The 25358-nt window shown below is 58.6% G+C and carries 20 protein-coding genes; 1 reads left to right on the forward strand and 19 read right to left on the reverse strand.

What is annotated here, in order from left to right:
* Positions 1–61: 61 nt before the first annotated feature.
* Complete coding sequence (locus tag ACQ4WP_RS01955) at positions 62–619, reverse strand: FxDxF family PEP-CTERM protein (protein WP_436518427.1); 558 nt, start codon at positions 617–619, stop codon at positions 62–64.
* A gap of 233 nt (positions 620–852) precedes the next feature.
* Here ACQ4WP_RS01955 and ACQ4WP_RS01960 point away from each other — a divergent pair, with 233 nt between their 5' ends.
* On the forward strand, positions 853–1440 hold the full coding sequence (locus ACQ4WP_RS01960; RefSeq protein ID WP_436518428.1) for a serine O-acetyltransferase: 588 nt from the start codon (positions 853–855) through the stop codon (positions 1438–1440).
* A gap of 28 nt (positions 1441–1468) precedes the next feature.
* On the opposite strand, the gene ACQ4WP_RS01965 is transcribed toward ACQ4WP_RS01960, so the two are convergent.
* The 18 genes from ACQ4WP_RS01965 to ACQ4WP_RS02050 all read right to left on the reverse strand — a co-directional run bounded on the left by ACQ4WP_RS01965 (position 1469) and on the right by ACQ4WP_RS02050 (position 25196).
* Positions 1469–2923, reverse strand: coding sequence for a mannose-1-phosphate guanylyltransferase/mannose-6-phosphate isomerase (locus tag ACQ4WP_RS01965; RefSeq protein ID WP_436518429.1), 1455 nt, complete (start codon positions 2921–2923; stop codon positions 1469–1471).
* 20 nt (positions 2924–2943) lie between these two features.
* Positions 2944–4098, reverse strand: coding sequence for a nucleotidyltransferase family protein (locus ACQ4WP_RS01970; RefSeq protein ID WP_436518430.1), 1155 nt, complete (start codon positions 4096–4098; stop codon positions 2944–2946).
* A gap of 47 nt (positions 4099–4145) precedes the next feature.
* On the reverse strand, positions 4146–5408 hold the full coding sequence (locus ACQ4WP_RS01975) for a glycosyltransferase family 4 protein (RefSeq protein ID WP_436518431.1): 1263 nt from the start codon (positions 5406–5408) through the stop codon (positions 4146–4148).
* Positions 5389–6699 (reverse strand): nucleotide sugar dehydrogenase, encoded by a 1311-nt coding sequence (locus ACQ4WP_RS01980; protein WP_436518432.1) that lies wholly within the window; start codon positions 6697–6699, stop codon positions 5389–5391. Before ACQ4WP_RS01980 ends, ACQ4WP_RS01975 begins: the two co-directional genes overlap by 20 nt.
* A 14-nt stretch (positions 6700–6713) precedes the next feature.
* Positions 6714–8708, reverse strand: a complete 1995-nt coding sequence (locus ACQ4WP_RS01985; RefSeq protein WP_436518433.1) for a heparinase II/III family protein — start codon at positions 8706–8708, stop codon at positions 6714–6716.
* Entirely contained in the window at positions 8705–9775 is a 1071-nt protein-coding gene (locus ACQ4WP_RS01990) for a glycosyltransferase family 4 protein (protein ID WP_436518434.1), read from the reverse strand. The genes ACQ4WP_RS01985 and ACQ4WP_RS01990 overlap by 4 nt, the downstream gene beginning before the upstream one ends.
* A gap of 72 nt (positions 9776–9847) precedes the next feature.
* Positions 9848–11191 carry a phenylacetate--CoA ligase family protein gene (locus tag ACQ4WP_RS01995; protein ID WP_495542763.1) on the reverse strand — a complete coding sequence of 448 codons (1344 nt, stop codon included), beginning with the start codon at positions 11189–11191 and terminating at the stop codon, positions 9848–9850.
* A 52-nt stretch (positions 11192–11243) separates the two neighbouring features.
* Positions 11244–12233 carry a glycosyltransferase family protein gene (locus ACQ4WP_RS02000; protein WP_436518436.1) on the reverse strand — a complete coding sequence of 330 codons (990 nt, stop codon included), beginning with the start codon at positions 12231–12233 and terminating at the stop codon, positions 11244–11246.
* Positions 12234–12318: 85 nt separating this feature from the next.
* Positions 12319–13542 carry a glycosyltransferase gene (locus ACQ4WP_RS02005; RefSeq protein ID WP_436518437.1) on the reverse strand — a complete coding sequence of 408 codons (1224 nt, stop codon included), beginning with the start codon at positions 13540–13542 and terminating at the stop codon, positions 12319–12321.
* 126 nt (positions 13543–13668) lie between these two features.
* A complete protein-coding gene (locus ACQ4WP_RS02010; protein ID WP_436518438.1) occupies positions 13669–15711 on the reverse strand; it encodes a heparinase II/III domain-containing protein in 2043 nt (680 codons plus the stop codon).
* A 494-nt stretch (positions 15712–16205) separates the two neighbouring features.
* Positions 16206–17657, reverse strand: coding sequence for a hypothetical protein (locus tag ACQ4WP_RS02015; RefSeq protein WP_436518439.1), 1452 nt, complete (start codon positions 17655–17657; stop codon positions 16206–16208).
* 91 nt (positions 17658–17748) lie between these two features.
* Entirely contained in the window at positions 17749–19398 is a 1650-nt protein-coding gene (locus ACQ4WP_RS02020; RefSeq protein WP_436518440.1) for a hypothetical protein, read from the reverse strand.
* Positions 19399–19421: 23 nt separating this feature from the next.
* Positions 19422–20108, reverse strand: a complete 687-nt coding sequence (gene epsI, locus ACQ4WP_RS02025) for an exosortase-associated protein EpsI, B-type (protein ID WP_436518441.1) — start codon at positions 20106–20108, stop codon at positions 19422–19424.
* Positions 20105–21013, reverse strand: a complete 909-nt coding sequence (gene xrtB, locus ACQ4WP_RS02030; protein ID WP_436518442.1) for an exosortase B — start codon at positions 21011–21013, stop codon at positions 20105–20107. The genes epsI and xrtB overlap by 4 nt, the downstream gene beginning before the upstream one ends.
* On the reverse strand, positions 21013–21888 hold the full coding sequence (gene epsG / locus ACQ4WP_RS02035; protein ID WP_436518660.1) for a chain length determinant protein tyrosine kinase EpsG: 876 nt from the start codon (positions 21886–21888) through the stop codon (positions 21013–21015). The genes xrtB and epsG overlap by 1 nt, the downstream gene beginning before the upstream one ends.
* A gap of 20 nt (positions 21889–21908) precedes the next feature.
* Positions 21909–23318, reverse strand: a complete 1410-nt coding sequence (gene epsF, locus ACQ4WP_RS02040; protein WP_436518443.1) for a chain length determinant protein EpsF — start codon at positions 23316–23318, stop codon at positions 21909–21911.
* 64 nt (positions 23319–23382) lie between these two features.
* Positions 23383–24171: a polysaccharide export protein EpsE gene (gene epsE, locus ACQ4WP_RS02045; RefSeq protein WP_436518444.1), complete on the reverse strand. Its 789-nt coding sequence runs from the start codon at positions 24169–24171 to the stop codon at positions 23383–23385.
* Positions 24172–24215: 44 nt separating this feature from the next.
* Positions 24216–25196, reverse strand: coding sequence for an EpsD family peptidyl-prolyl cis-trans isomerase (locus ACQ4WP_RS02050; RefSeq protein WP_436518445.1), 981 nt, complete (start codon positions 25194–25196; stop codon positions 24216–24218).
* Positions 25197–25358: the final 162 nt, after the last annotated feature.

Genomic DNA, 25358 nt, shown 5'->3' on the forward strand with positions numbered 1-25358 from the left:
TTCAAGCTGGCCGCGGGATAAAATGCGAACGACACTGCGGACAGGCAGTGCTGGGGAGGATTCAGCCGTTTTTCTGGCGGCGACGCGCCATGAAACCCAACAGCCCCAAGCCAGCGAGCAACATGGCATAAGTGCCTGGCTCCGGCACGGCCGATACCAGACTGCCATTGCCGCTGAAGGCGCCACCGGTGCCGGAAACGACATCGCCACTAACTTTCAGGTAATAGGAGCCTGCAGCCAAATTGCTGTACGACAAAGTCCACTTATCGTCTATGCCACTCAGCAACTGATTACCACCCAACATCAGATTATTGGTGACGCTGCTGTACAAGCCAAAACCCGTCAGTTTCAAACCATTCGTGGCGCTGCTGCTGCGCGACGTCAACACCAGGTTCAGATCGCTGGCATGCGCCACATCGAACGTGAACAGGTCATTGAAAAAATTGCTTTTTTGATTATTCTTGAATTTGTCGCTGAACGTCAGCGAACCGCCAGCAGCCAGCTTCACGGCGCCTGGCACGGAACTGATGTCCACGGGAGCCGCAAAAGCTGCCTGCGAGAATAAAACTGAACCAGCAAACGCCAGGGCTGCAAGCGCCGAGCAAGTATTTTTCTTCATGCGATTCCACCGAACGTGATTGCGGATGACACTGCATCCACATGAATTTATCTTATCAAACCGGGAAGAATCATAGCATAAAGTAATTTTTTATGTTGCACTATCTCTAATTAATAATTTCCTTATGGCATTATTTTTAAACACTTAAAATGCTTTTCGACTACCGCCATTGTAGGGATACGGTTACAATTATTAAAGTTTTGTTAACCTGTTTTTAACGCAGTGGAGCGCGCATGTCGGCATGGATGGAATTGAAGGCGGATACTTACCGTCAATATGGCCGCAGCAGCGCGCTGTTGACGCTCCAGGCGGCGATACGCAATAGATCATTCCGGGTGGTGGCCACGGCCCGCCTGTGCCAGGCGGCGCGCAATACGAAAGGCGCAGGGAAGCTGCTGTTGCCGGTCTGCAAACTACTACATCGATGCGCCGCATCAATGGCCGGCGTGGATTTTCCATGGCAGACAAAAATTGGCGCCGGTTTCGCGCTCACGCATGGATGGGGCATGGTCATGAGTCCAGGGGCAACCATAGGCAGAAATGTTACATTATTCCATGGCGTAACGCTTGGGCGGCGCGATCGCATTAGCGCCGACGGAACGCGCGTGACAGGCTACCCGATACTGGAGGATGAAGTGTGGGTAGGACCACATGCAATCATTACGGGCGGTATCACGATTGGGCGCGGTAGCCGTATTGCTGGCGGCAGCGTCGTGAATGAAAACATCCCGCCCTACTCTATCGTTGCAGGAAACCCTGGAAAAATCATCAAGAGCGACTGCATTCCAGATGTCATGCATCCAGCGCCGGTTGACGATTAAGGACGCTGCGCCAACGACCAGGCCGGCATCAGACGCGCTGGTACACATCCTCCAGGCGCACAATATCGTCTTCGCCCAGGTAGCTGCCCGACTGCACTTCGATCAAATGCAGCGGTAGCTTGCCCGGGTTTTCCAGGCGGTGGGTCATGCCGATGGGAATGTAGGTCGATTCGTTTTCCGTCAGCAAGGTCACCTTCTCGCCGCAGGTGACGCTGGCCGTGCCGCTGACCACCACCCAGTGCTCGGCGCGGTGGTGGTGCATCTGTAGCGACAGCTTGCCGCCCGGATTGACCGTGATACGCTTGACCTGGAAACGCTCGCCGATATCGATGCCTTCATAGCTGCCCCACGGGCGGTACACCTTGCGGTGCTGCACATGTTCGCTGCGCCCTGCCTGCTTCAAGTGATCGACCACCTGTTTCACGCGCTGTACCTGGTCCTTGTGCGCCACCAGGACGGCGTCGTCCGTTTCCACCACGATCAAGTCCTGCACGCCCAGCACGGCCACCATGCGGCGCTCGGCGCGCACCAGGCAATTGCTCACGCCATCGAGATACACGTCGCCGCGCACCACATTGCCGTTGGCATCACCCTGCTGTACTTCCCACAGGGCCGACCAGGAACCGACATCGCTCCAGCCGATGGCGGCCGGCAGCACCACCGCATGCGCCGTATGTTCCATGACAGCATAGTCGATCGAATCGGATGGGCAGGCGGCGAAAGCCTTCTCTTCCAGGCGGCAGAAATCGAGGTCGCGGTAACCGTCGCGCACGGCCGTTTCGCAGGCGGCCAGCATGGCGGGCTGGAATTGCCCCAGCTCGCCCAGATAGCGTTCGGCACGGAACATGAACATGCCGCTGTTCCAGAAATAATTACCGGCGGCCAGGAACGACTGCGCCGTGGCCAGGTCCGGCTTTTCCACGAAACGCTCGACCTTGCAGCCCGCAGCGCCAGCGCTCACTGGCGCGCCGCTGCGGATATAACCATAGCCCGTTTCCGGCGCCGTCGGCACGATGCCGAAGGTGGCCAGCGCGCCGTCGGCCGCCAGCAGCGCCGCCTGGGCGATAGACTGGTGAAACGCAGCCACGTCGGTAATGACATGGTCGGCCGGCAAGACCAGCATCAGCGCCTGCGGATCGATGGCCAGCAGGTATTGCGCGGCCACGGCCACGGCCGGCGCCGTGTTGCGTCCCACGGGCTCGAGCAAAATGCCCAGCGGCGGCAAGCCGATCTCGCGCAGCTGCTCGGCCACCATGAAGCGGTGCTCATTGCCGCACACCACCAGCGGCGGCATGACCTCGAAATCGGCCAGTCCGCTATCGCCGGCACGGCGGTTGGGCAAGCTGGTCACGCGCAGCGCCGTTTCCTGCAGCATGGTCTTGTCCGTTACCAGCGGCAACAACTGCTTGGGCAGCACGGCGCGCGACAGCGGCCATAAACGGGTGCCCGAACCGCCGGACAGGATGACTGGATAAATTTTCATGGTTTCATTTCAAAAACAGTTTATTGGGCAGCATACAGGGCCGGCGGTGTTTCATCGCGGCGCAGGCTGCGCCGGTCGCGCGCATTGCCCCAGGCATCTTTCTCATAGTCGGAAACATGGCGCATCTGGCCGGCACGGTCGACACTATAATCCTTGAAGACGATCATTTCATCAAGCACCACGCCAGGCAGAACGCGCGTGTATTCGAACAGCACGCTGCGCACCACCTCGGCACCGGCGCAGACATGGCTGCCGTGGCCTATCCAGCTGGGGCCGATTATGGTCGCGCCCGCCTCGATGCGGCAGCCCGAACCGATGTAGACGGGCCCCTCGATGCGTGTGCCGCCACTCCAGTCGATGCGGGTATTCAAGCCAGCCCATACCCCATCGGCAATCTGCGTGCCCGGCACGTGCAACTGGGCCACCTCACCCATCAGCACGCTTTGCAGCACTTCCCAGTAATCCTTGACGCTGCCGATATCGATCCAGTTGTACTGGCGCTTTTGCGCATAGAAGGGCAAGCCTTGCGCCACAAGCAGGGGAAACAGTTCCGAGCCGATATCGAAGGGGCGGTCGCAGGGAATCAGGTCCAGCACTTCCGGCTCGAACAGATAGATGCCGGTGCTGACGCAATTGGACAGCGCGTCGGCCTGCGCCGGCTTTTCCTGGAAGGCGCGGATGCGCCCGTCGTCGTCGCTGACCACCACGCCATAGCTTGACACCTTGTCCCACGGCACTTCCAGGGTGATGACGGACGCCAGCGCGCCGACACGGCGGTGCTCGCGCAGGGCCGCTTCCAGGTCCAGGTCGATCAAGGCATCGCCGCACAGCACGATCGTCGTGTCGTCAAAAAAGCCGCCAAACTCCTGGATCTTCTTCATGCCGCCGGCCGAACCGAGCGGTTGAGGCACGACCTCGCCAGCGTCATTCGTATAGCCTTCGAAGGAATAGCCGATGCGCACGCCGAACTGGTGGCCCTCGCCGAAATATTCCTCGATCTTTTCATGCAGATAGCTGACGTTGACCATGATGTCGGTCACGCCATGCTGCGCCAGGTGCTCCACCAGGTAAGCCATCACGGGCTTGCCCAGGATCGGGATCATCGGCTTGGGTAAATCATAGGTCAGGGGCCGCACGCGCGTACCCTTGCCTGCCGCTAAAATCATTGCTTTCATCGTCACAGCTCCATCAGGATTGGGGATGGCTGGTCAGGCGGCGCACTTCAGCGGCCATCCTTGCTCAAGGTCACGGGAGCGGCGGGAGCGGCGGCGGGAAACAGGCGCGCGTACGCGGCCAGCAGCTTGGGCGCTTCATATTCCCACTCCAGCTCGTTGATCACGCGATGGCGGCCAAACGCGCCCATCTGCTCGCGGCGGGCGGGATCGTCGAGCAATTCGACGATCTTGCGCGCCATGTCGATGGGATCGTTCTTCAAGGCATACAAGGATGCCTGCTGCGCCGATACCTTGCCCTCGACCAGGTCGAACTGCACGATCGGCTTGCCAAGCGCCATATATTCCATGATCTTGTTCATGGTCGACTTGTCGTTCATGTCGTTGGCCACGTCCGGGTTCACGCACACATCGGACGTGTTGAGCATTTCCAGCAATTGCTGGTCCGGCACGCGCCCGGTAAATGTCACGTAGTCGGCGATGCCCATGTCCTGCGCCATCTGCTTCATCTGTTCCAGCGACGTGCCGCCGCCCACCAGGCCGAACTGCACATCCTCGCGCTTCAGGGTCTGCACGATGTATTGCGCCGCCTGCAGCAGCAGATCGATGCCTTCCTGCGCCCCCATCACGCCCACATAGCCAACCAAGTAAGTGCGGCCCTTCTTGAGTTCCGGCACGGGCGGCAGCACGCGCAAGCGGTCCAGCTTGGGACCGCTGCGCACCACGTAGACATCTTCGGGCTTCATGCCGCCACGCTCGATGGCAATCTTCTTGTACGACTCGTTGGTGGCGATCGACACGTCGGCGCTCTGGAACGACCAGCGTTCGAACAGCACCATCAGTTTGTAGAAGAAATCGCGCCGGCCGAATTTGGCTTCGTACAGTTCCGGATTGATGTCGTGGTGGTCGAACAGGAAACGCTTGCCCATCGTCAGCTTGAAGAAGCCGCCGATGAGGAACAGCAGGTCGGGCGGGTTGCAGGCGTGAATGACGTCGAAGCCGCGCGCGAAATGCACTTTCCACGCCAGGCGGAAAGTGTGGAACAGCGCCAGCGAATATTCGACCAGGTAGCCCTTCGCCCCTTCCGCTTCCAGCGGGAGGTTGTAGCGGTAGATATGGATGCCGTCGATGGCTTCGTAGCGCGACTCGTAGCCCTTGCCCGTCGGGCAGATGATCGACACTTCATAACCGTTCGCATGCAAGGTGGTCGCTTCCTGCCACACGCGCCGGTCGAACGGCGACGGCAGGTTTTCCACCAGGATCAGCACGCGACGCGGCTGGCCTGCCACGGTGTTACCAGCAGATGCCGTCATATTGTTCTCCACTTTGTTCCTTGCTGATGCGCACCAGATCGACGATATGCTGGTGCGGCTTCAGGCTGCCCGGCACGCTCTTGAATTCGGCCGCGCCATTGCCGATGACGATGGTGTCGGCAAAATCGAGCACATCCTGCATGTTGTCCACCATCAGCTTGGAAATATGCGGAATCATGTTCAGGATGTAATCCTGGTTGGCGCCCGTCAAGGCGGCCAGGTTGACATTCTTGTCGTACAGCTTCAGTTCGTAGCCCTTGCCCAGCAGATACTCGATGACATCGACCAGCGGCGACTCGCGCAGGTCGTCCGTGCCGGCCTTGAACGAGAAGCCCAGGATGCCCACCTTGCGCGCGCCCTTGTCAACGATCATCTTGATGCCTTTATCCACTTGCTTCTGGTTCGATGGCAGGATGGAATTGAGCAGCGGCAAATCGAGGTCCAGGCTGCGCGCCTTGTAGGTCAGCGCGCGCACGTCTTTCGGCAGGCACGAGCCGCCGAAGGCAAAGCCCGGCTTCATGTAGTACGGCGACAGGTTCAGTTTGGTGTCCTGGCAGAAAATTTCCATCACCGTGTGGCCATCGATGCCGACGGCCTTGCAGATGTTGCCGATTTCATTGGCGAACGCCACCTTGACGGCATGCCAGGTATTGTCCGTGTACTTGACCATCTCGGCCGTTTCCACGTCCGTGCGCACCAGCGGCGCGTCCATCTTTTCATACAGCTGCACCAGCAGCGCGCCAGCCTTTTCATCGGATTCGCCGATGACGGTCTTCGGCGGATTGTAGTAATCGTAAACTGCCGTGCCTTCGCGCAGGAATTCCGGATTGTTGCACACGCCAAAGTCGACGCCGGCCACCTTGCCCGAGGCCGCTTCCAGGGTCGGGATGACGAGCGAGCGCATGGACCCGGGCAGCATGGTCGAGCGCGCCACGACGACGTGGAAGCTGTCTTTTTCACGGATGGCGGCGCCGATTTCCTGGCACACCTTGCGCACGTGGCTCAGGTCCAGGTTGCCATTGAGCTGCGACGGCGTGCCCACGCAGATGAGCGACATGTCCGAGCCGAAGACGGCGTCGCGCACGTCAAACGTGGCGCGCAAGTGGCCGCTCTTCACGGTGGCGGCGATCATCTCGCCGATGTCTTTTTCAATGATGGGCGTGGTGCCCTGGTTGATCAGTTCCACCTTGGTCCTGTTCGGATCGACGCCGATGACTTCGTGTCCATCCGTTGCTAGGCAACCGGCCGAGACCGCACCCACGTAGCCGAGGCCAAAAATACTGATTTTCAAATTATGCTCCCTCATTAATTAGCTGGCGACGCAAACGGCATCAGCTCGATTTGCGTCACGATTTCAGTTGTGCCATGCACCTGCACGCGCCAGGCAACGCTGGCAATGGGCGATTTCTCGTCGAAGCGACGCGAGATCCAGCCACCGGGCGGGGTGTCACTACCGCGCAACACTTCCGGGATACCGTGCGTGCACATCATGCGCAAGCCATTGCGCTGCCCCTGCACCTGCACCTGCCCATCAACTAGGCTCACATCACAGCTCTCGCCGAAGTGCCAATGCACGGCAATATCATGTATATTTGTACATTGTAATGTGTCTTTTACAATAATGTGTTTCTTATTAAAGTTGAACTCGATACGACGCCGGTGCAGCACGGGATCGGCCAGGCGGCCATAGCCATCGTGTTCGCCCTCAAACACTTGCACATCAGAATTTGTTTCATGGGCAATCATGCGCGCATTGGCTTTTTTCAACCACATGAAATTGCCGCCGATTTCAGACTGGTCGAGGCCATCCACGCAGACCGTGTTGTGCGCCGCCGTGCCGCGAAAATGGTCGCGCCACTTTTTTTGCGTGTGATAGGCATAGGTGCCGGGATCGACCAGCAGTTCTTCCCCTCCCACCGAGAGGGTAAACGCCAGCGCATCGGCATGGCCGTGCGCAGCGATGGACAGATAGCCGAGCGGCGCGCAGTCGGCCACCAGGCGCACCTCATCCGACGTGCCGAAATGGCTACCCAATAGAAAGTAACCGCCCTCAGGAAAGGCCAGCACGGGCGCCTCTGGTGCACTGACATCGAGCGCCTGCCACTGTTGCAAGCCCGCGACGCCAAACAGCCAGCGGTTCTTGTCATCGAAGTGCCCAGCCTTGCGCTTGAAGTCGGCGCGGCCAAACAAGACGGCGCAGCTGGCCAGCAGCGAGCGGTAGGGATTCCAGCCTGCCTCGTGCGCAAGGCGCACCATTTGCGCATCGTCCGCGTCGCCCGTCATCGGCATGTTGCCATCCACGTCCATTAACGCGGAGATGAAGTCGGCCAGCCGCTCCAGCCGCTGCAGAAACGCGGCGGAAAAGCCCACGCCGTTGGCCTGCCCGATCAACTGGCACAGTATCATCATGTCCATGACTTCATGCTGATAGTAGACGGCTTGCTCGCGGTTCACGCCGTCCGGCGTATTTTGCTTGAGCGCCTCCTCTTCCAGCCCCCTGCGCGCCAGCGCCTGCCATTTCCCACTTTCCGGCCAGCAAGGCCAGACCAGGCTGGCGACAAACAAGCCCATATATTCGCCAAACAGATGATTGTTGGCCGAGGAATGGCGCGAAAAATACGCGGCGATAAAGTGAGCATGCTGGTAGATGGTCGCGAGCCACTGCTGCAAGAAACGCTGCCCTGCCTCGCCCTGGAACAGCGGCGACGCCAGGCCACCGAGCAATTCCCAGGCGCATGCCCAGTTCAACAGGCGCAGAGCCAGCTCAAGCGAGCTGGTCCAATGCACGCCCATGGGGTAGGGACATTGCTCGAACCACGACAGCAGCAAGCTGCGGGCACCCTGCACATAGCGCGCCTCGCCCGTCACTTTCCAGGCCTGCGCCAGCGCGACCAGTTCCAGATGACGGTTCGGTTCCCACAGGTACTTGATGTCGCCCACCACGCTTTCGCTACGATAGTCGATCTGCTTGCCCAAGGTCAGCGGCGCCAGCGTGCCCGTCTTGGGATCGCGGTTCCATTGAGGCGGAAAACCCAGCGCCGCGCCGCGCATGGCAAACACGTTCCAGCGGCCTGCCAGAATAGCATCGGCCGCGGCGCGCAGGGCGGCGATATCGGCATCCTGCCCGTCGCCGGCCAGGAAGGGCAGTCCCATGTGCGTCACATCCGGTGACGGCACGCTGCTTACCAAGCCGATGCCAAACTTGCTAGCTTTTTTCTGCAACAACTGTTGCACGCGCCAAACGATTTCAGGCGCGCCCATCAGTTTCAAACGATTAATTTTCCACGCTAAAGTTGTCATACGGCACTCAAACCCAAGTCTGCATAAATTTGTTCCAGACGCGGCATGACCGCCGCAGTGGAAAACTGACGCTCTACCTTGCTACGCCCCGCGGCACCCATTCTTTGCGCCAGCGCATCGTCGGACAAGAGCCGTTCGATCCGCTCCGCAAGTCCCTCGACATCGCCGGGAGCGAGCAAATAACCTTCCACGCCATCTTGTATTGCTTCGGGAATGCCTCCGACGGCCGTGGCAATCACCGGCACGCCACAAGCCATCGCCTCCAGTATACTCATCGGCAAGCCTTCAAAATACGAGGGCAAGACGTAGATGCGGCAACTATTGAGCAGGCGCATCTTTTGCTCGCCCTGCACCCAGCCTAGCAATTCGACGTGCCGTCTCACCCCCAGCGCATCGACCTGTCGCTGCACGGCGCTACGGTCGCCATCACCACCCAGCGCCAGGTGCAGCGATGGGCAACGCTGCGTCAGCTTGGCACATGCCTGCAACAGGTCATCTACCCCCTTGGCCTTGCCTAACTTACCGAGGAACAACACACTTCCAGCCTCCCGCGAAGGCCATGGTGCGACAGCGGGCGGCAGCGACACCGGATTGAACATGGTCTCGACATGGGGATTGCGGCTGATGCCGCCTACCCAGGCCCGCCAGCCGCTCGACAGCACCAGGACGCGCGATGCATGATTGAAGATGTAGCGGATATAGGCGCGTCGCAACGGACCGCACTGCTGCTCATAAAAGACGGCAAAGCCGCCGCCATGCAAGTGCAGGATACTGGGAACGCGACACAAGAAAGCGAGCAGGAAAAATCCCGACTTGCGCCAGAAGCTGGCGTGCGAGGAGACGTGCACATGGATCAGGCCCACCTGCCCTGTCAGCAGCATGGCCAGGAAGCGCGCATAGGCACAGAACATGATGCGCAACTTGGCCAAGGGCCCGCCATCACAATGCGTGGCCAGGTAATGCACGCGATAGCGTTCGAACAGGCCCGTGCCCTCATACACGCGCGCCACGGAAGCAATGCCGCCCATGGTGCCCAAGCTAGTGCCGACCATCAGAATTTTTTTCATGTCGAATCAGGTAGTTTGTCCATCTGCCGCCAACAGGCGGGGCGCTACCGCACGCGGCCATGCCGCCATGCGTTAGCCGTTCGTTTGGGCACTCGTCTCATTGACCACCCAACGGAATTTCCCCGCCGCCGTATTTGGCAAGGCATCTTTCAGCACCACTTCCACGCTGACGCCGGAGTCGACCATGGTATGTATATTATCGAGTAGCTTGAACTTGTCGATATCGGAAAAGGCGGGTCCCGGCAACAGGCGCACTTCCCAGCGCGTTGCACCCACTTGCGCCACCTGCGACTTGAGGATGTTGTCGACACCCTTGAAAGCGAACGTCAGGACCGATGGGCTGATGACGGCGCCGCCGCTGCCGGTGATGTTGTCCTCGAATTTACCGGTAACGGGCTCGATCATGGGAAATGGCCTGCCGCAATCGCAACGGCCAGGCTTCCAGCGGCTGCGGTCGCTGAGCCGGTAACGCAGCAGCGGCATCGCCAGGTTATGGTAAGTGGTTCCCACCACGAAGCCCTCGCCAGCCGTCGCGGCGCCGTGTTCGTCGACGATTTCAACATGGGAATAATCGCTGTTCACATGCATATTGCCATGTTCGCATTCGGTGGCGAAGGCCACGCGCTCGGCCATGCCATACATATCCATGATGGTCGCACCCAGCCGCTCGACTATCAGCGCCCGCTGGTGCGGATACAAGGGTTCGGATGCCGTAAACACATAGGGAATGGATAGCCGCAGGCCGCGCCGCTGCAACAAGCCGGCAAGGGTATAGGCCGTCGATGGATAGGCTTGCAACATGGCCGGCGCAGCCTGTTCCAGGCGGTCGATGATGGCGTCGGCATGCGCTTCGGTCAGATGGCGCGACGACAACAGCAACTGGCGGTTGTAGCGGTTCCAGAACCAGAACGGCGGCGTGCTCTGGTTAATCCCGGCAATCATGTCGCCGCGCAAGGTGGCGCGCGTCATCTTTGGCGTGTAACCGGACCAGCTCCAGTGGCGCTGGATGAAGGCGTTTTCCATCAACACCGACTGCATGCTGCGAAAAATCGTCAACGGCGTCCCGGTAGTGCCACTGGTCTGCCCCGCCGCCTGCCACGGCCGCTTGCGCCCTTGATGCGGGTACAACGCGGCGCGGTGCCCAAGCAGGGTCGCTTTATCGATCACGGGGAAATCCTCGCGCAACACTTGTGCCGCCTGTGCGGGCGTAAAACCTGTCGGCATCGTCGCGTAATGGGGCAGCGTGCGTATCGCGTGCTGCATGCTGGCATGCAGGCGCAACTGGGAATAGTACGCCAACTCATCCACGCTCATGCGTTCATGTGCCGCCAGGCGGTCCATGGCACGCTGCAACAGAAAATTATCGCGCAACATCGCCCGCATACCAAAACGCAATTCGTTCTTGATCGAAGACATAGTCACAGTGGCCTCCGCAACGGGACTTCCTGTAGGAAAGGGTACCTGGCCATCAGAGCAGCAGGAAACGGTGAATTTCTTCACCTGGGCTGCCACTATGGGCCAGGCGGCGTTCTGCCTGCATGATGGCGTCGCTGAGTACCTGGCGGAAGGCGCCATCGGCAATGGCGCGTGCGAGCGTGGCGCGCATGGCCTCGACATCATCGTGCGGCACGAAGCCCGGGTAGTCGCTGCCCAGATATGCTTCGATCGCCTCATGGCGCGTCGCCACCAGCGGTTTGCGATTGCGCAACACGCGCAACAGCACGCTTTGTCCGCACGCTTCGCCCTGACCTTTCAAGGGCATGGCTACCACGCGGCTAGCGGCCAGCAGACTCTCGAACTGGGCCTCCGGCAAATCCAAGTGCAGCGTCACGCGACTCTGCGCTGGCACGACGACATGATTGCGTTCCGTAGCCACGACTACCAGCGGCGCATCGACGCCCGCCATGGCCTGCAGCAGCAAGTCGTAGTCGCGGTTGGAATAGCCGCCGGCAAAAACGTAATCACCTTCAACCACCGCGCCGGCGCCGCCAAAACCGTAGAGTTCCTGCCGCCACTGGTGGAGATGCACATCTTGCGGCGCCATGCCGACCGCCTGGATCAGATTATCGCCCTCGCCTTTCGAGAAGGCGATGAAACCCATGCCGGGAAAACGCAAGGCACGCCAGACCAAGTTGATACAGCGGCGCGCCCGCATGGAATGGACGAAACACGCCATCACCAGTAGCTTGCGCGGACGCCGTACCAGGCCGCAGCGTATCATCGCCAGGATCGGCAGCGCTTGCCAGCCTAGCAGCAGCACAACATCGTCCTTGCCCCACAGTTTGCGCACGCCCCACAGCTTGGGCGAGACCATGGCTGCCAGGATGGACAGTTTTCCGCGAAACGATGAGCCGCGGACCCGCTCCGGCCCCACATTACAGACCTGGGCGCCCTGTTGCTGCAGATAAGCAATAACGTCCTGATAACCGCCAGCTTGGGAAAGGATAATTTGAATCATGAGAGAAACACTTTCAAAAAAACATTATCACATAGCATAACGACATCGTCCACCGTTTTGCTGCGGTGCACAGAATTACTACATATTATGAATTTTTGGCAATTGTTTCCTTGTAGGTAAACGACAAGTGCTGCGCCAGCACGCGGTAACTGCGCTGCGCGTCGATGTAGGCCGGGCCACTGGCTGCGCGCAAGCGCGCTGCTGGCAAGTCAGCAAGAATGGCGCCCATTTGCGCGGCCATCGCATCGGCGCTGCTGACGCTCAGCCATCCCGCAGCGCTGGCGCACAGCACATTTTCCTGATCCGGGCTATCGTTGCCGACGCTCGGCATGCCCAGCGCCAGGTATTCGAGCAGCTTGGTCGGCGAACTGTAGTCGAACAGCGCACCGCGTGGCACATAAGACAGCGCCACATCGGCGCCGCGCAACAGTGACAGCGCCTGCAACGATGGCAGCCAGCCTGTCACGTGCACGGCATCGGCAAGGCCCAGCCGGCAGGCATGGGCCAGCAGCGCTGGCACATCGGCGGCGGTCGGCGAAGCACCGATTAGCAACAGGCGCGCGGAGGGATGATTGCGGCGCAACACCTGCAGGGCCTCGAGCAGCATGCCCAGCTCACGCGAACGATCAAGCGTGCCCAGGTAGGCCAGCACGGGAACATCTTCCCAGCCAGCCAGGCGCAGGGGCGCGATCGCATCGGCGTGCAGGATTTCCATGTCGACCCCCATCGGCACGGCCGTCAGCTTTTCCGCCGGAATGCCACGTTCCACCATCAGGGCCTTCATGGCTTCGCTTTGCACGAAGACGTGGTTCGCGCCCTTGAGCACGACCTTGTACAGCAGGAAACGCTCGATCAATCCCTTGAGCAAGACAACATGGTAGCGGCGCCCGCCGCCTGCGGCAATTTCCGCGCGCGCGCGCGCGATACGCCCCTCGCTCATCAGAAATGATACCCAGTACGCAAACGGAATACCCTTGCAGCGCGCAAGCAACATGGAGAGCAAGCCGATCGACACCATGTCGCGCACCTGTATCAGGTCGCACTGACCCCTGCGGGCGCTGCCAACGCGCCACAGGCAGAGCTTGAAGAATGCCCATTCCTGGCGCACACGGCTGGACTGCACGGCCGGCCGCGCCTGGCTCGCATACGCGCCATCGGGCAATGCCCCCTCGCCGGCCTTACCGACGATATCGCAGACCACGCCGTGGCGCGGCAGGTACTTCCCAAACAGGGTGGCAACATCGGCACGGAAAGTCGGCAAGGGCTCTGGCACCAATTGCAACAAACGAAAGACGCTGTGTGGTTTCAAAGTAAGACACCATGACAGGCCCGCAAAAAACGGGCGCACAAAAGAAAGAGCGATGGCTAAGAATCAGCCATCGCTCGCGAGGAGCACGCCCATGATAACCGCGGCTCCGTTTTATGTTAATAAGAATTAGTTATTTGGAATCACAATTGACTGTCCGTCAATCGTCAGCGTGCGTCCGGTAGCGCTCGGCGCACTGAGCTTGTAGGGCAAATTTTTGCAGCCCACATCGAGCAGCACGAGGAACTCGCCGCTCGTTGCGGCAGGCTTAACGAAGGCGCCATGCGCTTCGAACTTGCCCGCCTTCGGCGGCGGCCCGCTGCGCACCTGATAGGTGACCGGCTCGCTGGAGATGGAGCGCGCGCACAATTTACGATCCACGTTGAGGATGGAAACGGAGCCATCGGCTTGTGCCACGATAGGCGCGGCCGCGTGCAAATTCCATTCGAACTTGTGCGGCGCCGGCGCGGCCAGCAGGTCTTGCACCAACACCACGTTCTTCGACCGGAAATACCACACCTTGCGCAAAGCTTTGCTCAGCACGCTGCCATAGGCATTGAGCGCATCGCCGGCCGTATAGTCGAGAGCCGGCGTGGTGGCGAAACTGAGAATCTTGCCATTGCGCCCCAGATTGACCGTATTGCCGTCAATCAGCTGTCCGATGCCGCCATCGAAAGTAATGGCGTTGTGCGCGCGGGTCTGGCGGTACCAGGAATGGAACAGCGGGGAGCCGTACCAGTCCATATAGCCGGTGTCGATCAGCAGAGGGCGTCCGCCGCTGGACAGGAGCAGGCTGTTCTGGTCGCCGTGACTGTGGTTGTAGGAACCAAACGGACTGGACTTGAAATACACGGAGGTACGGGCGCGATCGCCCAGATCGCTATGCATGGCAACCCAGCCTATGCTCGGATACAGCGCGGCATTCGGCGGCGCGACCGATGTTGCTGCCCGCGTGTAAGGCAGCGGATAGGGAGCTTGCAGCAAGGTGAGGAAATCCTCGTCGCCGGAGATATTACGCGCATACCAGGCAGCAGCGGGGGTCGAGAGGCGCGAGGCATAAGCCTTCATGTAGCGGAAATCCGGCGTCAGCTCGTTTTCATCGCCAAAGGCGTGGGTCACCGCACCGGGCGGTACGAAATGGGCGAAGAATTGCAGGAAGCCGTTGGACCAGGGTTTGGCAAAGATGTTCACGCCCGTCGCCTCTAACAAGGGCTGCCATATCTGCAAGGCGAGATCAGCCGTATATTGTCCATACGCAGTGCCATTCGCAAAACCGCCTTCCGGGCCGCTCCACGCATACACGGCGTTGACGTAGGAACGAAATGCAAAATCAAACCATTCGTCCGCCTGCGGCACCTCGCCCAGGGCCAGCGTCGATATCAGCGCCAGGAAACCCAAGTTAGTTCCGCCGTGCGAATCATACGGATACTGGTCGAGCCGATTATTGTTCCCACTCAAGTTTTTATAGATATCCGTGGTGCGCAGGGTGATTGCATTGCGCCAGGCCGCGCGCCGCGGCGCATCGATTTCGGCAGACAGGAAATCGATCGCCTTGATCAGCGACAGGGCAATTACGCGCGTGCCCTGGTCCTGATTGACATAACTGGTCGGGCCAGTCGGGCTGAGCTTGGCAAACTGGTCGCCTCGCACGAACGCTTCGTTGATGTAGCGCGCCTCTCCCGTCAATCGATACAACAACGCCGCCGACTCAAGCTGGCGTCCGGTGGTATTGATACGCGTGCGGATGTCGGCGTTCTGGGCACTCAGGGCGGCCGTCGCCACACTCGTATTCACCAACGGCCAGTCGCTATCTTTTACCGCTGGCATGTAAGTCATCTTGTACGTCACCTCACTGACCATTTTGGCCAGGGGCGCGCCCCGCTCCGCGCGCATGGCCGTCGTCCATTGGGAGGCCTTGAGGAAGCCCGGCGCCAACATGCGTGGACGCGCGCGCTGCTTGACATTTGCGCTCACGACACTGGTGTCCGGCACGACAAACACGGTAGAAGCGCTATCGATCGTGAAGTAGCGCGGTGTCGACCACTCTGTCGTGGTGGCCGGGCGCACGCGCCAGGAATAGTTACCGATGGCATATGCCACGCTGGGCAAGACCCAATTGCGCGCCGTCGTGTACGTATAGACGACGGCGCCGTTCAAACTCACTTCCAGCACATACGCTGCTGGCTGAGATTTATGCTGGGACCACGAGAAGGCAGGAGGATTCTGTGGCTGCCGCTGATTATCGCTAGGCAAAGGCTTGACTGCCTCGATCTCAGAGGCAATCACCCAATCTGCGCGACTGCCGCCGCTCACACACAGGCTGGCCAGGATGAGCAAGCGAACAAGTGTCGTTGTAGGAAACTTCATGAAGGTAACTCCAAATAAGGGAAACCAAAAGCGCACGAGGTGGCGCGCCGCACCATACCTGAACTATTACCGTGCAAAATCAGTCAAAAATGGAAACCAGGAAAAGAGACTTCTGAACGATTGATGTGACCGATCCAAACCAAATATTCCTGAGTTCAAGCAACTATACAGGAAAGAGAATAATCATCAAAAACAAAAATCAAAAACTGACGTCATTTAGTGCATAAGCGCAGTAATTGCATTTTTTAAGGAAGTTGACAATATTATCGAAGAAGTTACATGAACTTAGGATAAGGTTATTATGATGAAATTGGTTCCAGCAGACGTGAAAATCGCGGCGAGATACGTGCCAGGGCTGGCAGCTCCGCACGCTTGAACAAGCCCACGAAACGCAGGGCCAGCACGTAGGCCGCCACGCACAGCAGCAGCGCAAGGACGATGATGAAATGACCGCCAGACAGCAGCAACACCAGGCGCGCCGCCAGTGCGGCGCCTGCGATGGCTGCGGCAAGGCGCAGCAAGACTGGCAAGCCGATACCAAAGCCTTTTTGCAGGCTCGGCTCCCGGTTCACCCAACGCAGCCAGCCATAGATGATGAAATACGGCATCGTGCTGACCACCACCAGCATGAGCGGGCTGCGCAAGTAGGCACACAAGCCGAGCAGACCCAGGAAGGGCAAGGAAAACCATATCCACAGCCGGTTATGGTGGGAGATGCGGCCGATCGGATTCAAGCTGAGGAACAGCGATTCACCCAGGCTCATCCCTGCCAGCTGGATGAGGATCAATATAGCCAACAACATTTCGCCACCATAACGCCCGTGGGTCACCCAGTTAATCAGGGGCTCGCCGCAGCCGAGCAGGCTGGCAATGCCGAGGCCGATGATCACATAATTGAAACGCAACAGCAGTGACACGGCTGAGCGTATGCGCTCAATATCGTGGTGCTTGCTGTAATCGCTGGCCAGGGCCGGCTCAACAATGCCCTTGGCCAGGAAAATGGGCATGAACTGATAGGCACGATCCGACAGGGTTTGGAAGAAGCCGAACGATGCCGTCACCAGTGGCGTGGCCACCGCACCGACGACGAGCTTTAGCAGCGCGCCACGAAACGGCAGCCCTAGCATGTAGGCGGCCTGCGTTCCCAGGCTGTCGCGCCACAGGATGCGGAACGAAAAACCAAAACTGAGCGGCAAAGGGGGGGGCGCATGGCGCCGCAATTGCACGAATTCACGCACCAGCACCAACAGCAAGGCCAGCGACAGCACGCATTCGGCACCGGCAAACACGTTGGCCACGTCAACCACCGTCAAATTATGGATGAAAACCAGGCTTGCCAGGCCGATAAGGCGTACACAGCCGGCCAGCATGAACAGCACGGCCTGGCGTTTCTGCAAGCCCAGGCTGTTACAAAAAATAAGCAAGCTGTCATTACAGGCCGAGCTGAGCCCATAGGCAATATACTGCAAGGGAATCGAGGAGGACTGTTCAATGATTTGCTGGGGCAATACCAGCGATGAGAAGAAATACAGGCCCAGCAACAATAGCAGCATGAGCGACAGGCGCGCCGAGATCAAGCCCAGCATCAGCAGCAGCACTTCACGCCATTTGACGGCTTCGCGCAAGGGCGGCATTAAGCGATAGACCACACGGTCCATGCCGAACATCGTCACGTAGACCAGCACGGCGGTGCCGGCGACAAAGATCGTATAGGCCGCGTAGTCTTCCACGCCTAGGTTACGCACCAGCACGAACTGAGTCAGCAGCGAGGCAATAGCCCCCCAAACCTTTGCTAACGCGAACCATTTTGCTTGCGAAACCATACGGGAAGCAACGTATGGATTATTCCCCATGCGTGCTCCACTGCATCGCGGCCGCCGGGTTGGTCACTCGGCGGCGCCCACGCACGGGCGTGTCCGCGCCAGCTGGCGTAGCCGGCGCCACGGGCGCCGCGTGTCCATACCGGCAAATCTGGATCACACTGCCCAGGCAAAACAGGTACAGCAGTTGCACGGTGGGTTCATCCAGCATGGTGCGGTTATACACCAGCAAGGAGACATAAATCACCAGCACCGCCACGCTGGCCTCGACGATCGCCATCTGCGCCGCACTCCCCTGCCCGCGCCGGATGTAGCGCCAGCCGAGGATGACTCCACCCAGCGCCGTCAGGCTATACGCGATCGCCCCCAGTATGCCCACATCCCATAGCAGTACTGCCAAGGTGGTAGCATCCACGTTCAGCGGCGCAAAGCGACGGGCAATGACACCGCTGCCACCAATGGAACTGCTGGACTTGCTTGCGCCCGGGCCATAGCCCAGCAGGCGCTTGGGCAGGCTCGACGCGGCATCCTTGCCCCATAGGGCGAGCGAGGCGCCGCGGCTGATTTCTCCCGTGAGGTAGTTGACGTTATGGGTATCGAAAAAATAGCCGCCCCCCGCATCGAACTTGTCTTCCAGACTCTTGCTATGACTCAGAGTCTGTCCCCAATACAGGGTGTTATACACAAAATAAATGCTTCCCATTAGGGTCGCCGCCAGGATTCCATAGGCGATAACCGAGAACAGATTCTTCATGATCCGCTGACGCAAGACAATAAACACGCCCAGCGGCAACCAAATGAAGGCAGCCTTGACTTCACCCAGCAGAATCACCGCGAGGCCGATGGAAAACACCAGCAGTGCCAGCGGACGCGACATCAAACCGCGATTCCAGCGCGCTAGCGCGTAGACGCTGACGGCAATGACAAACAATACCAGCATGGAGCTCAGTCCGCCGCCCAGCGGCGTGCCGCCAAACGTTCCCACGACCGAATCGAAACCGTTGTTGCGCTTCGTGGAAACAAAAAAATGCTGGTACAACACCACCGGCAATTGCAACAATCCGATCCAGATCAGCGACCGCCACAGCCGTTCAAGCGAGACGGGACGCCATGCAAACCAATAAAATGCGAGGAGCACGCCAAACATGGGCAAGTTCGACTTTAGTGCCGACATCAGTTGTCCCGCGGATGGCCGGCTCAAGACGATCGACACCATGTAGCACAACAGATAGGCATAGAACGGCAGCATGACCAGCAACACCGGTTGGCGCTCCTCCGTCACGCGTTTTTGCTGCTGACGGCTTTTGACGACCAAGTCCATGAAGGTACGCATGCCGAACAGGCCGGCCATCCCGACGGCGATCCAGGTCGCCGAACGCAAACCGAAGAAATACAGTGCAGAGCCCTGAATGACAAACGTCACCAGAAACAACAGGTGCAACAGGATATTTGCATTTACCAGAAAAAACGCCAGCATGGCAAAGACCGCGCCACTGACAATCACCAGCAGCACCGGCGAGTCGAGACCGGCGACAGCGCCGACCAGCATGGCCAGGAACAGCAGGGGAAACAGCAATAGCCAGGACAACCTTTTATTGGCAGCTTTACGCTTTGAAAAAGGCGCAGGAGCGGCGCTTGCCGTGGCACGGCCAGCGAAAAATGGCATCTTCATGATTATTCTCTTTTACGCAGCAACTAGCCGCTGAACACGCCAACCAGTTTGGTGCGAGATGCCGGTGATAAACTACGCAACATTTCATTGACGAATATATCCTGCATTTTGTAGGCGGCGGCCAGGTCGGTATCGATGCTGGACACGCGCACCAGCATGCCATCGGGCACTGTACCGCTCAAGCCGTAGCGCAACTGCTGCAAGCGCTGTTCCATGCCCGGCTTGGTGGCCTTGTCGCCGATCATGATCCAATAAGTAATCGGCTCGTTCCGGCTGCCGTTGACGGCCATCAAGCGCTTGATCGGCAGGCTGCCATACGCGGTCTGCAGCCGCCCGTTGCTTTCATTTTTGATTTCAAAGCCCTGCGCACCATAGCAGATCTCGGGCTTGTGCACACCCATGTTATCGCCCTGGTCACCACCATACGCCATCGACAGCATCACACGCTGCCCCTGGCTGTCAATATACGTGCGCGACAGCGTCTGGTTATAAATCTTGTCCAGTTTCGCCTGCACCTCAGGATCGACCTGCAGCGGCGCGATTGAGCGGTCGATCTGCCAATCGCCAAAACGCTCCGGTATCATCGTCTCGAGATTAAACTTCGCCTGCAGGTCGGCGATCTTGACCGTCGGCGTGACAGCCTTGGTCAAGACCGCCGAACCGGCCATCAAGACACCCAATATCAAACTCGTCAGCAGTGGCTTTTTCATGCTTTCCCCTCACTCAATGCGATCGTCCGCCGCTCGCGCCAGCGCACAATCCATTGCAACAGGCTATCTGTGGCCAATATCAGGGACAAGGCTGTCAGGAACAGGACCATGCCGGCGAAACCGTGCAGGAATCCCTGGCCGGCAGCGTCGCCAAAGTGGTAAGTGATGAGCGTGAGCACAATCACGCGTATCACGTTGGCCGTGAACGAAATTGGAATGATCAGCAACGCCAGCACGACATTGCGCAGAACGGCAGTATGACGCACGACATTCAGGTAAAACAGGCCGAGCGCTTCCAGCGTCAGCAAGGTCTGCAGCCCGGCACAAGCATCGGCCACCAGCAACTGGTATTGGCCCACCTGCAGAATCACGCCGGTGCGCGCGATAGGATAATCGGCCCAGAACAAGATGTGTTCAGTTACATACGACACGGCCATCTTCATCGGCATGGTCAGCAGGCTGACCACCTGTCCTGGCAAGGGCACCATGAACAGCATGAAGAAAAAAGGGAACCACACATTTGCAAAGCCACGCCAGCCAAAATTGAGCAGGACGATGGCCGTCAACAGGATGATGAAGGAAGAAATCTCGAATGCCAGCACTTGCTGGGAACGCCCCAGGATGTAGAGCAGCAGACCAACACCGACGAACACCCAGGCGGAAGCGCTCTTGACGCGGACGGTGTCTTGCGTCATGCGCGGCCACTGCCGATACAGTAGCCACAACGACAATGCCAGGATGATAGGCCCGTGCGCCTGCTCTTCTGTCGCCCAGATACCATGCATCAGGTCATAGAACGTGGGCACGAACAGGATCGCCATGCCCAGCGCGATCGGCCACCACTCCGCCACCTTATGAAAGACGGGAAGTTTTTGGAGAGCGGCCGCATTCATGGTGCTGCCCATCAAAAATCGACAAGCACGGAACCGACGACCTCGGCACCAGCATGGCTGACCTGGTCGCACATGGTCATGATATCGTCCAGATGGGTCTTGTTCTTGCGCACCACCAGCAAGACGCCACCCACCCGGCCAGCGATGGCCAGCGCATCGGCCGCCGTGGCGAACGCCGCGGTATCGTACAGCACCACGTCATAGCGCGATTCGAGCTGGGCATTCAGATTACTAAAGGAGCTGCGACTGAGCAATTCTTGTGGATTGGGCGGCAAGGTACCGGACGACAGGACGGACAGGTCGACGAACGACTCGATTTTGGTAACCACGGACAGATCGGCACGCCCTGCCAGCACATCGGAAAGCCCCTGACGGCCTTTCAAGTCGAAAATTTCTTGCTGTTGCGGCTGGCGCAAATTGGCGTCAACGAGCAAAGTCTGTTCACCGAGCTGCGAAAATACCACACCCAAATTGGCGGTGAACAAGCTGGCGCCGTCCCCCGAATCGACTGCCACAATTGCCAGCGCCTTGCGGCCGCGGGCGAACCAGCGCAACATCAACTGGCTGCGCACCGCGCGCAGCGTTTCCACCTGCGGGCTGAATGGTTCGAACGCGGCCACCAGCCGAGTAGAAAAAGTCGACTCTCCCGGGAGCAGATAAGGATAATCGAACTGCTGTGCCAGGACATGCTGGATATCCGCCTCGGTAATCAGCCCCAGCCGCAGGGCCGCCTCACCAAAGCGGATACCCAATTCCTTTTGCATGCGCAGCACGCGCTCGGCATTTTCTGCCGTAATCTTGCCAGACTCAAGCAGCAAGCCGCCGATGCTCGAATCGCCACGTTTCGGCAAAGCGGCGGGCGGGATGGGGAGTGCGGGATGATTCATCGTCATATCCATAATAAAAATTAATTCAACCGCAGGCGGCGGGGAAGAATGGCACGCAACAGACGCGAGCGTTGGCGCTTGGTGCTATTCCAGGCGATCGAGCCCAGTACCGGAACTTGCACAGCATCGGCCAAGTCGCTTTCGGAGCGCACACGGCGATCCAACATTTCCGCCAGCATAGCCAAACCGAGACCCAGCAGAATGCCAAGGAACACGGACAGGACAGTATTGAGCAAGACTTTCGGACCTGCGGGTTCGATCGGTGGCACGGCCGGGTTCAGCACCGCAATATCAGATTGATCCGATTGCCCTTCGATCTTCGTCTGAGAAAAGCGCTGTGAAGCGACATCAAATGCGCGCTGCGCGCTTTCCACATCCTTGTTCAGCACGTTCATCTCATCGCGGGTACGATTCAATTCCAGCACCTTGGCTTTTTGTGTTGCCAAGGCTGCCTTGACGGATGCTTCGCGCTGGGCAAAAATCTGTGCATTGCCAACCACGCTGCGCGAGGCGATTTGCAATTGGTCGCGCAGGTCCGCGCGCAGCTTATCCACTTCCGCCTTCGCACTCTGGTATTGCGGGTGATTGCTGCTCAAGCGTTGCGATACTTCCGCAAATTTCGACTCTGCCGCACCAAGGCCGATTTTCAGGTTTTGAATCAGCGGATTGGAGGCCACGTCCGGCGACTCCGCGCCATTGACACTTTGTGCCATGCGCTGACGCGATGACGCTTCCATCAATTGTCCCTGCGCCGCCACCAACTGTGCCGACAGGTCGTTGAGTCGGTTCGACTCCACGTCAAGGCGGTTGTCCAGGCTCACGATGCCATTGTCCTGCTGATACTTTGACAAGCGGCTTTGCGCGGTCTCCACATTATCGCGCAGCAATTTGGTCTGCTCGCTGAAGTAGGCAGCCGCCTTCTTCATTGGTTCGACCTTTAACTGAACATTGATTTTTTGATACTCATCGGCAAACGCATTGGCCACGGCCGCCACGAATTGCGGGTCCGCTCCCTTGAAACTGATGTCGACCACGCTGCTTTCGCGCGATGGTACGATTTCCAGCTTCTTCAACAACAAATCGGCCAGCCAGTCGCGAATCGTACCGCGACCGTCCGCAGCTTCGCGAAACTGCGCCACCACGGCTGGGCTATCCGCGAGGTGCAGTTGATCGACTACGCGCAGGGCAACATTCTTGCTGCTAATGATATCGATCTGCGTGGCCATATAGCCGGGCAACAACTGCCCAGGCATGGTCAAGCCGGTCAGCGGATCGACACCCTTGTAGTTCAGCACCAGCGAACTGGTGGCTTTATATGTCTTTGGCAAAACCAGGCTGACAATCAACGTGGTGGCCACCGTCAGCAAGAGCGTAATAAAGACAATCCGCTGGCGCGCTCTCAGGACAAGCAGAAATTGTGAAAAATTCATCTTTAAACTCTCATTCTATTAAGTAGCCATACACATCACGTCAGCGCCGCACACCATGCGCTGCTTAAAACAAACTTTCCTGGACATATACAACGTCATCCACTTGCAACAAATCATCATGCTTGGCGGTAACCACCTGGATCTTGCCATCGGCGTCACGGCGCTTGACGCGCATTGCGCGCTCCGTACCACGCGCCGTCAAGCCGCCACCCACCGACAACGCCTGCAAGACGGTCATGGAGCGCTCGAGACGAAATGCGCCGGGACGCTGCACTTCGCCATAGATGTAGAAACGCGGCGCACGTTCCACATAGATGACATCGTTGCCGGCCAAATCGAAATCGCGGTTCAAATTCGCATTACGTACCATATCAACGATGTCGATGTCTTCCTTGCTCGACTGGCCATTGCGCTTGCGAATCAGGCTGACTGTCTCGCTGCCGTCGGCGGCGACGCCGCCGGCCATGGCCAGGATATCCATCACGCTACGCTTGCCTTCCAGCGGATAGCGTCCCGGGCGATTCACCTGCCCAAGCACGGAAACCTGCTGACTCTGCAGCGAGGTAACGATGATGTTCACCTGTGCCTTGCGCAGGAAGCCCCCCTTCTCCAGCAAGCCACCGAGTTTTCTTTCCGCCGCAGACACAGACAAGCCACCCAATGCCACATTGCCGACCAACGGGAAAGTAATTTCCCCCGCCTCACTAACACGCGTCTCCAGCGCCAGGTCAGGACTGCCATAGACCGAGATCTTCAACACGTCGCCGGCGCCCAACAGGACATCGGCGGCGCCAGCCACACCGGCACTCACGGCGAGCAGCGCCGCCATCAACCACATTGCAAGTCGTTTCATGATTTGCCACTTTCCATATTGAGTTGCAAAATAAATAATTTCAATTATTTCAATCCGGCAACACCACGATCATTCGCCGTCGTCGCAGCCGCTGGCGGCGCAACGGACACGCTTGCCGCAGGCGCGCTGGCGGCAGCCACTGCCGAGGCTGAAGGCTTGACTTCACCGCCCTTGTTCAGATACTCGATCTTGGCCGTCGCCCGCAACTGCTTTAACTCAGCATCGGCGCCTTCCTTGGTTTTCTTATTAAACAAGAACTGTTCGATTTGCGGGGCAGCCGCCGCAAGACCGACGGAATTGTCGCGAATATCGGCCAGAGAAATCAGCAAAGTACGGTCGCCCTCACGGATGATAAACAGCTGACCTTTAGGCATGGACAGCAATTTCGCGCTCAGCTCCGGCGCCAGATCGGCACTGGTACGCGACAGTTGCGTACGGCCGTATTTAACCTTGTTGGTATCCAGCCAGCCAGCCACCTCCTCCAGCGACTTGGCGGCATCCATAGCGGCCTTCAACTGATCGTTCATGTCGGTAGTGGCAAGGATCAGTTCCTTCATGTCAAACTGCTTGCGCTGCGAAAAGAACTGGGGGTTCTTGTTGAAGTAATCTTCCACCTCAGCCTTGGTTGGCCGACTGATGTTACCCAGGCGTTTTTGCATATACGCTTGCGCGATGATAAGCGACTTGGCGCGCTCGATCGATTGCACGACCTTGGGATCGCGGTCGATCTTGTCCTTGGCTGCGGCATTTTGCAGCAACTGACGGTCAATCAGCGATTCCAGCAACTGCTTGCTGGCAACTTCCTGCTGCGCCGCCTGCACGTTTGTTCGCTGCATTTCCTCGTTCAACTGCAAGACGGTGATTTCTTCCCCATTTACACTGGCCAGTGCCTGGCCAGGCTTCTTTTCCTTGTTTCCACAGGCGGTGAGGCCCGCAGCAGCCACCAGGACCATCCCGATGCACAATAAACGGCTGGCACGGGCTGGTGTGCGCGTAAGAGGGTGCGCAGTGTGAAAATGATTCAAGATTGCTCCTTCGGTGTAATGTAAGGAAATTCGACTGATAAAGCCAAGCAAAAGAGCCAATGTCTCCGCCTACAGAAATTTTCCAGCTAAGAATATTGCGCTATGGCTACAGTCAAGCTCACAGAATTATCAATATAGTAAATATGATACACAAGATACAAG

The organism is Janthinobacterium lyxosi (assembly GCF_051380665.1).
Taxonomy (GTDB): Bacteria; Pseudomonadota; Gammaproteobacteria; order Burkholderiales; family Burkholderiaceae_D; genus Janthinobacterium.

Coding starts and splice junctions, on each gene's coding strand:
- ACQ4WP_RS01970 (WP_436518430.1), bottom strand. CDS start 4,098: ATGAAAGCAATGATTTTAGCGGCAGGCAAGGGTACGCGCGTGCGGCCC.
- ACQ4WP_RS01975 (WP_436518431.1), bottom strand. CDS start 5,408: ATGACGGCATCTGCTGGTAACACCGTGGCAGGCCAGCCGCGTCGCGTG.
- ACQ4WP_RS01995 (WP_495542763.1), bottom strand. CDS start 11,191: ATGTCTTCGATCAAGAACGAATTGCGTTTTGGTATGCGGGCGATGTTG.
- ACQ4WP_RS01985 (WP_436518433.1), bottom strand. CDS start 8,708: ATGACAACTTTAGCGTGGAAAATTAATCGTTTGAAACTGATGGGCGCG.
- ACQ4WP_RS02000 (WP_436518436.1), bottom strand. CDS start 12,233: ATGATTCAAATTATCCTTTCCCAAGCTGGCGGTTATCAGGACGTTATT.
- ACQ4WP_RS01965 (WP_436518429.1), bottom strand. CDS start 2,923: ATGAAAATTTATCCAGTCATCCTGTCCGGCGGTTCGGGCACCCGTTTA.
- ACQ4WP_RS02020 (WP_436518440.1), bottom strand. CDS start 19,398: ATGAAGATGCCATTTTTCGCTGGCCGTGCCACGGCAAGCGCCGCTCCT.
- epsE (WP_436518444.1), bottom strand. CDS start 24,171: ATGAAACGACTTGCAATGTGGTTGATGGCGGCGCTGCTCGCCGTGAGT.
- epsF (WP_436518443.1), bottom strand. CDS start 23,318: ATGAATTTTTCACAATTTCTGCTTGTCCTGAGAGCGCGCCAGCGGATT.
- ACQ4WP_RS01960 (WP_436518428.1), top strand. CDS start 853: ATGTCGGCATGGATGGAATTGAAGGCGGATACTTACCGTCAATATGGC.
- xrtB (WP_436518442.1), bottom strand. CDS start 21,013: ATGGGCAGCACCATGAATGCGGCCGCTCTCCAAAAACTTCCCGTCTTT.
- ACQ4WP_RS01990 (WP_436518434.1), bottom strand. CDS start 9,775: ATGAAAAAAATTCTGATGGTCGGCACTAGCTTGGGCACCATGGGCGGC.
- ACQ4WP_RS01955 (WP_436518427.1), bottom strand. CDS start 619: ATGAAGAAAAATACTTGCTCGGCGCTTGCAGCCCTGGCGTTTGCTGGT.
- epsG (WP_436518660.1), bottom strand. CDS start 21,888: ATGAATCATCCCGCACTCCCCATCCCGCCCGCCGCTTTGCCGAAACGT.
- epsI (WP_436518441.1), bottom strand. CDS start 20,108: ATGAAAAAGCCACTGCTGACGAGTTTGATATTGGGTGTCTTGATGGCC.